5 protein-coding genes are annotated in these 5,437 nt (G+C 58.0%); 3 read left to right on the top strand and 2 right to left on the bottom strand.

All coding sequences use genetic code 11. The annotated features are described in order from the left end of the window. Positions 1–304 precede the first annotated feature (304 nt). From ACWJI7_RS13985 to ACWJI7_RS13975, 3 genes are all read left to right on the top strand, one after another. Positions 305–1,336 (top strand): Abi family protein, encoded by a 1,032-nt coding sequence (locus ACWJI7_RS13985; RefSeq protein WP_479938807.1) that lies wholly within the window; start codon positions 305–307, stop codon positions 1,334–1,336. Between the two features lie 484 nt (positions 1,337–1,820). After that, entirely contained in the window at positions 1,821–2,303 is a 483-nt protein-coding gene (locus ACWJI7_RS13980) for a hypothetical protein (RefSeq protein WP_479938806.1), read from the top strand. A 208-nt stretch (positions 2,304–2,511) separates the two neighbouring features. Next, the gene (locus ACWJI7_RS13975) at positions 2,512–2,733 is read left to right on the top strand and encodes a DUF1651 domain-containing protein (protein ID WP_479938805.1); all 222 of its coding nucleotides are present in this window, start codon (positions 2,512–2,514) and stop codon (positions 2,731–2,733) included. A 62-nt stretch (positions 2,734–2,795) separates the two neighbouring features. Here the strand turns inward: ACWJI7_RS13975 and ACWJI7_RS13970 are convergent, their stop codons facing one another. Continuing rightward, complete coding sequence (locus ACWJI7_RS13970) at positions 2,796–3,896, bottom strand: integrase (protein ID WP_479938803.1); 1,101 nt, start codon at positions 3,894–3,896, stop codon at positions 2,796–2,798. Positions 3,897–4,550: 654 nt separating this feature from the next. Further along, positions 4,551–4,745, bottom strand: a complete 195-nt coding sequence (locus ACWJI7_RS13965) for a hypothetical protein (RefSeq protein ID WP_479938802.1) — start codon at positions 4,743–4,745, stop codon at positions 4,551–4,553. Between the last annotated feature and the right edge of the window lie 692 nt (positions 4,746–5,437).

Genomic DNA, 5,437 nt, shown 5'->3' with positions numbered 1-5,437 from the left:
CAGGGTGGGCCAGATTTCGTGTCGCCGGAGGACCAATTCCGGATGTCGCTTGACACTTCGGCCGCAATCACCACCCGTGGTGGCACTATCGCCTCTGAACCACCATGGATGGCGTCCGTGAAGCGACTTGACCACCCTCTCCATCTTAACCAGTTCAGTCCGCAAACACGACCCCGATGCCTGTCGGATCATCAGGAGGCCGAGGCATCCGCACATCAGAGGTGCGGGTGCTATGTTTTGCGAGTTAGTACCTCTCCAGGCCTCTCAACGATGCCCACCAGGGGAGGTCCTCACAGATTTTTACGTGCGGCACTATACCAAGACACCGATCAACATCAAAGATCAGTTAAGCCTTCTTCAATCCAGGGGGCTTGCAATTGTGAATTTTGATCGGGCTGCTCAAAAGCTAGAGCAAGTTAGCTACTACAGACTAAGCGGCTACCTACTCTTTTTCGAAACTCCTCCTCCTTCCGGCCACGCACGAAGTCACTGTTTTAAGCCCGGTGCTTCGTTCGAAAAGGTCTTTGCCTTATATGAGCTCGACAGAGTCTTACGGTTATTGGTAGTAGATGCCATTGATAGAGTCGAGGTTGCACTGAGATCTCAGTGGGTCAACATAGGCTGCCTTGCATATAACGACGCCCACTTCTACGCGAAAGCCCATCTGTTCAGGACTATAAAAACACACACAAAGACTAATCATGAGACGCTATTCGACCACGGGACATCATTGGGCTTGCTAGAGCGTGAACTAAAAAGAGAAAACGAAGAGTTTGTTGCTCATTACCGGCGCACATACTCGTCTCCCAGTCTTCCCCCTGTATGGGCAAGTAGTGAGGTCATGTCTTTTAAGCAGTTATTGAACTGGATATCAGCGACACGCGAGAATCAAGGCAGCGGGATTAAGGCAGGTATTGCCAGGCATTTTGGCTTTCTCCGCTGGAGCGATGCGAGAACTTCGCTTCACATTCTTTTATTGATTCGGAACCAGGCCGCACATCATGGGCGCTTATGGGATAAGAGATTCCCTGTGAGACATTCCAACGTAGTGGGTAAGCAGTTTGATCTCGTGATGACACATGACAATGCTCGGGTGGAGAATCGTATGTATAACCATCTTTCCTTGATGGCCAAGCTGATGATTATCGTTGCCCCTCATTCGTCGTGGCACAAAAGACTTGATGCAGCCTTTCTTTCGAAGCTAACGCCAGACCAGGCAGAGAGAATGGGGTTTCCGGCAGACTGGCGATCACGCAGACCTTGGGCTTCTATCCTTGTCCCTCGCACCCAAGGAATTCCTTGGCTGAAATCCTTGATACGCTGGCTGAGAGAGTAAGGTCTTCGGCCTTTGACTAAATCCTGAATTAGAAGTATGCAGGGAAAATAGAGACAGAACCTCCAAATGTCAATGCATGAACTTTATCGCCATAGTTTACCCTGAGGTGGTCTGGTTTTTCTGGACAGACCCCATCGTTTACCTCTGAGGCGGGGCACCGTCCCTGAAAGGGGCTCCCACCGATGAGCAAGCGCCGCACCCACAGCCCCGAGTTCAAGGCCAGGGTCGCCATGGAGGTGATCAGTGGTCGAGGACGCTGCGTTAGATCGCCGCCCCGATCGCTGACGGTCCCCCGCTGGATAGATTCAGTCCGCGCTGAGCTAAATTGAATCAGCCTGTGTACCTGTCCCCCCGGGTTCAGGAAAGATGTCACCCCTCTCATCAGTACACCCGGGGGCTTGAGATGACCAGTGCGCCGATACAGCGAGGCTGACAAGGCTGATGCAAGGTTGTGTCAAGCTGGGAACAGTGATGCGGATTGTTCATGCGTGCGTTCGTGGCTGCGGCAGCCTTCACTGCTGGTTCTCTGATCGGAGCCTCAGCCAAGGCTGACCAAGCGACTCTCTTTGCCTGCATCAACAAGTTCAAGGAAATCGGACTCTCTGCTGACTTGGCTTATGCCGAATGCAAGAAGAGCTCTATTGGTGAGTGCATCAAAGGGCTAGTTGGGACGAACTATGTCGCAAAATCTATTGAGAAGAAGCCCATGGGCTACGTGATTGACCTTGGCAATGATGACTCTCGCTGGCTTGAAGGGGGGGCTTGGAAAAAGCTTGGCTGCACTCCCTACGCAGAGGGACCAAAGCGCCGTCAACAGAGTATGACTGTGTGGGGATTTGATTCCGTGAACTCCTGGTTCAGACAAGGAGTCTGCGCTGGTGAATCAGTAGAATTGAATCAGCCTTATTCGGCAGAAGAAGCCAAGACGCTTTGCGAGCTAAAGGAAGTCGGCATAAAAGCTGACTGACCCTTATCTATTATGTCTTTACATTCGGATGGCGCAGAACTTTCTCTTGCCTGCAGGTGATTTGGAGGCTTGTATGGAGAATGACTGGCAGCTGGCTAGTTGTATAGTCCCGCTACGTTGTTCAGCTGACGATTGAGTGTGAGGCCGCTACGGCGAACCACATCGAAGGGAGACCACGCGATTGTAAAGGCGTACTACTCACCTCTCTATGGAAGGCTGGCTCCAGGAGCCCAATGGCCGCAACGTCCTCCGCTTCCACCGTGACCCAGCTGCCCGCTACGAGGCCTACGTCTTCATCGACCGAGGGGAGCCGATCCCCGGTCAGCCTGCCCTCTTGAAGCGGCGAGAGAGGCTTGCCCGTAAGCGGGCGGTCGAGCAGTGGCAGAGGCTCCTCAAGGCTGGCTGGAGGCGGGTGCAGCCGCAGTGGTAGTCAGATCACCCCGTCGGGGCTGGAGCGGTCCAGGACTTCCAGCAGCTCCTCCAGAGACCTCCTCACTGCAGGCTCCTGTTCGGGGCGGTGGACTGGTTCGCCATCTCATAGGCGACGCCGACCGCATCCGGCTGGAATCGGGCATAGGCGGCCAGATGCACCTCGATTGTGTGACCCATAGCTGTGGCGACCTGCGCGACCGGCAGCCCCGCCGCATGGCTGCCCTTCGCGTATCGGTGACGAAAGCAGTAACCGGTCAGCGTTCCCCCTGCGGCGGCTACTTCGCCCTCAAGGGATCTCCACATAGGTTGGCGCATCAGGTAGGTGCGCAGTGCTTCGCCACCCTTGCCTGGCTGCCCCAGCGGGGGTAGGGCTTCGCCGACTGCAAGCCGCTGGGGAAGGTGCCAGTCCACCGGGCTGCCCTCCAGATCCCGCATCAGAAGTGGATGTAGCCGTCGGGGTTTGGTGCGCCGGCCTGGCCCAGCCGCCTTGCGGTAACTGCAGGTGATGCCGCCATCGATCGGGTGAAGGTGGCGAAGTTCCTCTGGCCTGAGCCCATAGGTGGCCAGCAGCTGGAGCGCGAACCGCCACCGCTCACCAGCAAGCGTGGTTGGCAGCGCATCGATCAACCGCAGGATCTGCGCATCGGACAAGGGCCAGCCGTCGCGCTTCGGGATGCGGGCTTCCCTGACAGCTGGCGGTGGCTGCCAGGCCCGACCGAAGCCCTGCCGGGCCACCGCATAGGTCAGGAAGCCGGCGAGGGATTGGCGGGCGATCTGCCTGGAGCGGCTGCCTGGCTTCCACCTGCTCAACACCAGATCGAAAAGTGTTTGAGCGTCGGCGGGCGGGCGGCGTGATGCCATTGCCGCGACGGAGTCACTCAGGACCGGGGCATACTTTTTCGCCCAGGTGGCGGCGCTGGTGACGGCCTGGATATCGATGCGCTGGTGGCGGTAGGCGGCCACGGCGCTGGGCCAATCTATGGCCGCATAGCTGGAGCGGCCCTCCGCTTGCTGCGCGGCAGCGGTCAGGGAGCCGTCATACAGCTGGGAGATGACCCGGATGCGGAGCAGCGCATCGGCCTGGGCTGCCGCTTCCCAGCGGTAGGGGATGACGGTCGATTGATTGCGCGGCGGTGTCCCCGGAGCGCCGGTCTCCCGCACCTGGAGGCGCACCTGGCCCTTGTGTGGGGTGACAGTCCAGCCGGATGGCGTGGAGGCCTTCACGGCGGCACGGAAACCCGCTTCCCAGACGTTTGCGGATGGCATGGCTTCACACGGCGTGTGAGATCTGTGTGAAATCTGCCCCTTTCTACCGGATTCTGGCAAATCCTGCCAAACGCAGAAACCAGTCAGGAAGCCGGATCAGCACTGGATTCTTCAGTCTGAGACTGGGGCCACAATGTTCCTTTGGGAGCACTAGGTCGCAGGTTCGAATCCTGTCGCCCCGATTGATTTCTCAGGGACTGTGACATCAGGCGGGAGCTGAGCGGGAGCTGAGCACCAGGCCAGCTCTCATCGAAAAAACACAAGGCCAGTGGTCAGGGACACTCCATGGTGGACCCGCAGTTGGGTTGAAAGGTCTCCAGCAGGTCATCAGGCAGCTGCCCCTTGAGGCGGGGCAGCAGCTGGTCGAGCGTGGTCGTCAGTGAGTAGCGCCCGCACATGCCACCAGAGTTGAAAGCTCGCTGAGCCGCCTTCCACGTGACTGTTGGCTTCAACGACCTTGGGGGCAACCCCCCCCTCAAGCTGCTCTGCAGGAGCGTTGTGATGGCTTCAACGTAGGCAAGCAGTCATGCAGTGGTAGTGGGTGTCCGCTCAAATCACCCCGTCGGCGCTGGTGCGGTCCAGAAACTCCAGGAGCAGGTCCAGCACCTGCCTCACTGCTGGACCCTGCTCGGGGTGGTGTACGGCGGTGAAGGCGCGGGCATTCATGCGGCACTCGATTTCTTGGAGGGTAGTGGTGGTGGCCATCAGGAGCTCGGTGGAGATGTCGGCATTGGTCAGGGTCATTGGCCTGGGGGTGACTGGACACAGTGCTGCCAGCTCAGCGGGTCTTCCGCAACCCCAACGAAACAGGACGTGAGGCCTTCAGTGAAGGTGATGGATGCAACCGCTTCCCTTGCACTCCAGAGTGAGCTCAGTCAGTTCTCTGCCTGCTCGTTGAATCAAGCTGAAGATCTACGGGGGCGAACCTGAAGGCGGGGGTTGTAGCCCTCCACCAAGCCTTCTGAGATCTGACCCATTAGGCGGGGGAGGAGCTGGTCAATCGTTGTCGTCAGTGAGTAGCGACCTCACATCCCGCCAGGTTGCAGTGGGTCATCCTCAAGCCCGCCGCTGGTTTGATTCGTGCGGATCGGGGAGGACGGTGGTGCAAGTTTCTTGGATGTCACGTCCTCTTGAGGGGACGGGATTGATCTCAACCCCCCTTGGGGTGGATCGCGGAGGACGGAGTGTGCTTCTTGGAGCGGGGCTCCGTAGCCGAAGGAACAGTTGGATACCGGGTCCGTCTAAGATTCCAGTCTGTCCTGCGCTCCTCCTGTGATCCATTGCCAACAGGGGGATCTTGGGTCATCCTGGCAAGATGTCAGGGGTGTTATGCAGCCCGCTGAGACGCACCAAGTGTTGATAGCGGACCCGCCTAAGTACTGTTGAACTAAGCCGCTTCGCGGCAGGTTCCAAGAATAATCATAGCCAACTCTTGT

The sequence above is a fragment of the Cryptocyanus atlanticus LEGE 06306 genome, from assembly GCF_056633155.1.
This window is presented reverse-complemented; position numbering and strand designations above follow the sequence as displayed.

What these genes read in the sequence shown, in the direction of transcription:
- ACWJI7_RS13975 (WP_479938805.1), top strand. Translation starts at nt 2,512, where the DNA reads ATGGAAGGCTGGCTCCAGGAGCCCAATGGCCGCAACGTCCTCCGCTTC.
- ACWJI7_RS13965 (WP_479938802.1), bottom strand. Translation starts at nt 4,745, where the DNA reads ATGACCCTGACCAATGCCGACATCTCCACCGAGCTCCTGATGGCCACC.
- ACWJI7_RS13980 (WP_479938806.1), top strand. Translation starts at nt 1,821, where the DNA reads ATGCGTGCGTTCGTGGCTGCGGCAGCCTTCACTGCTGGTTCTCTGATC.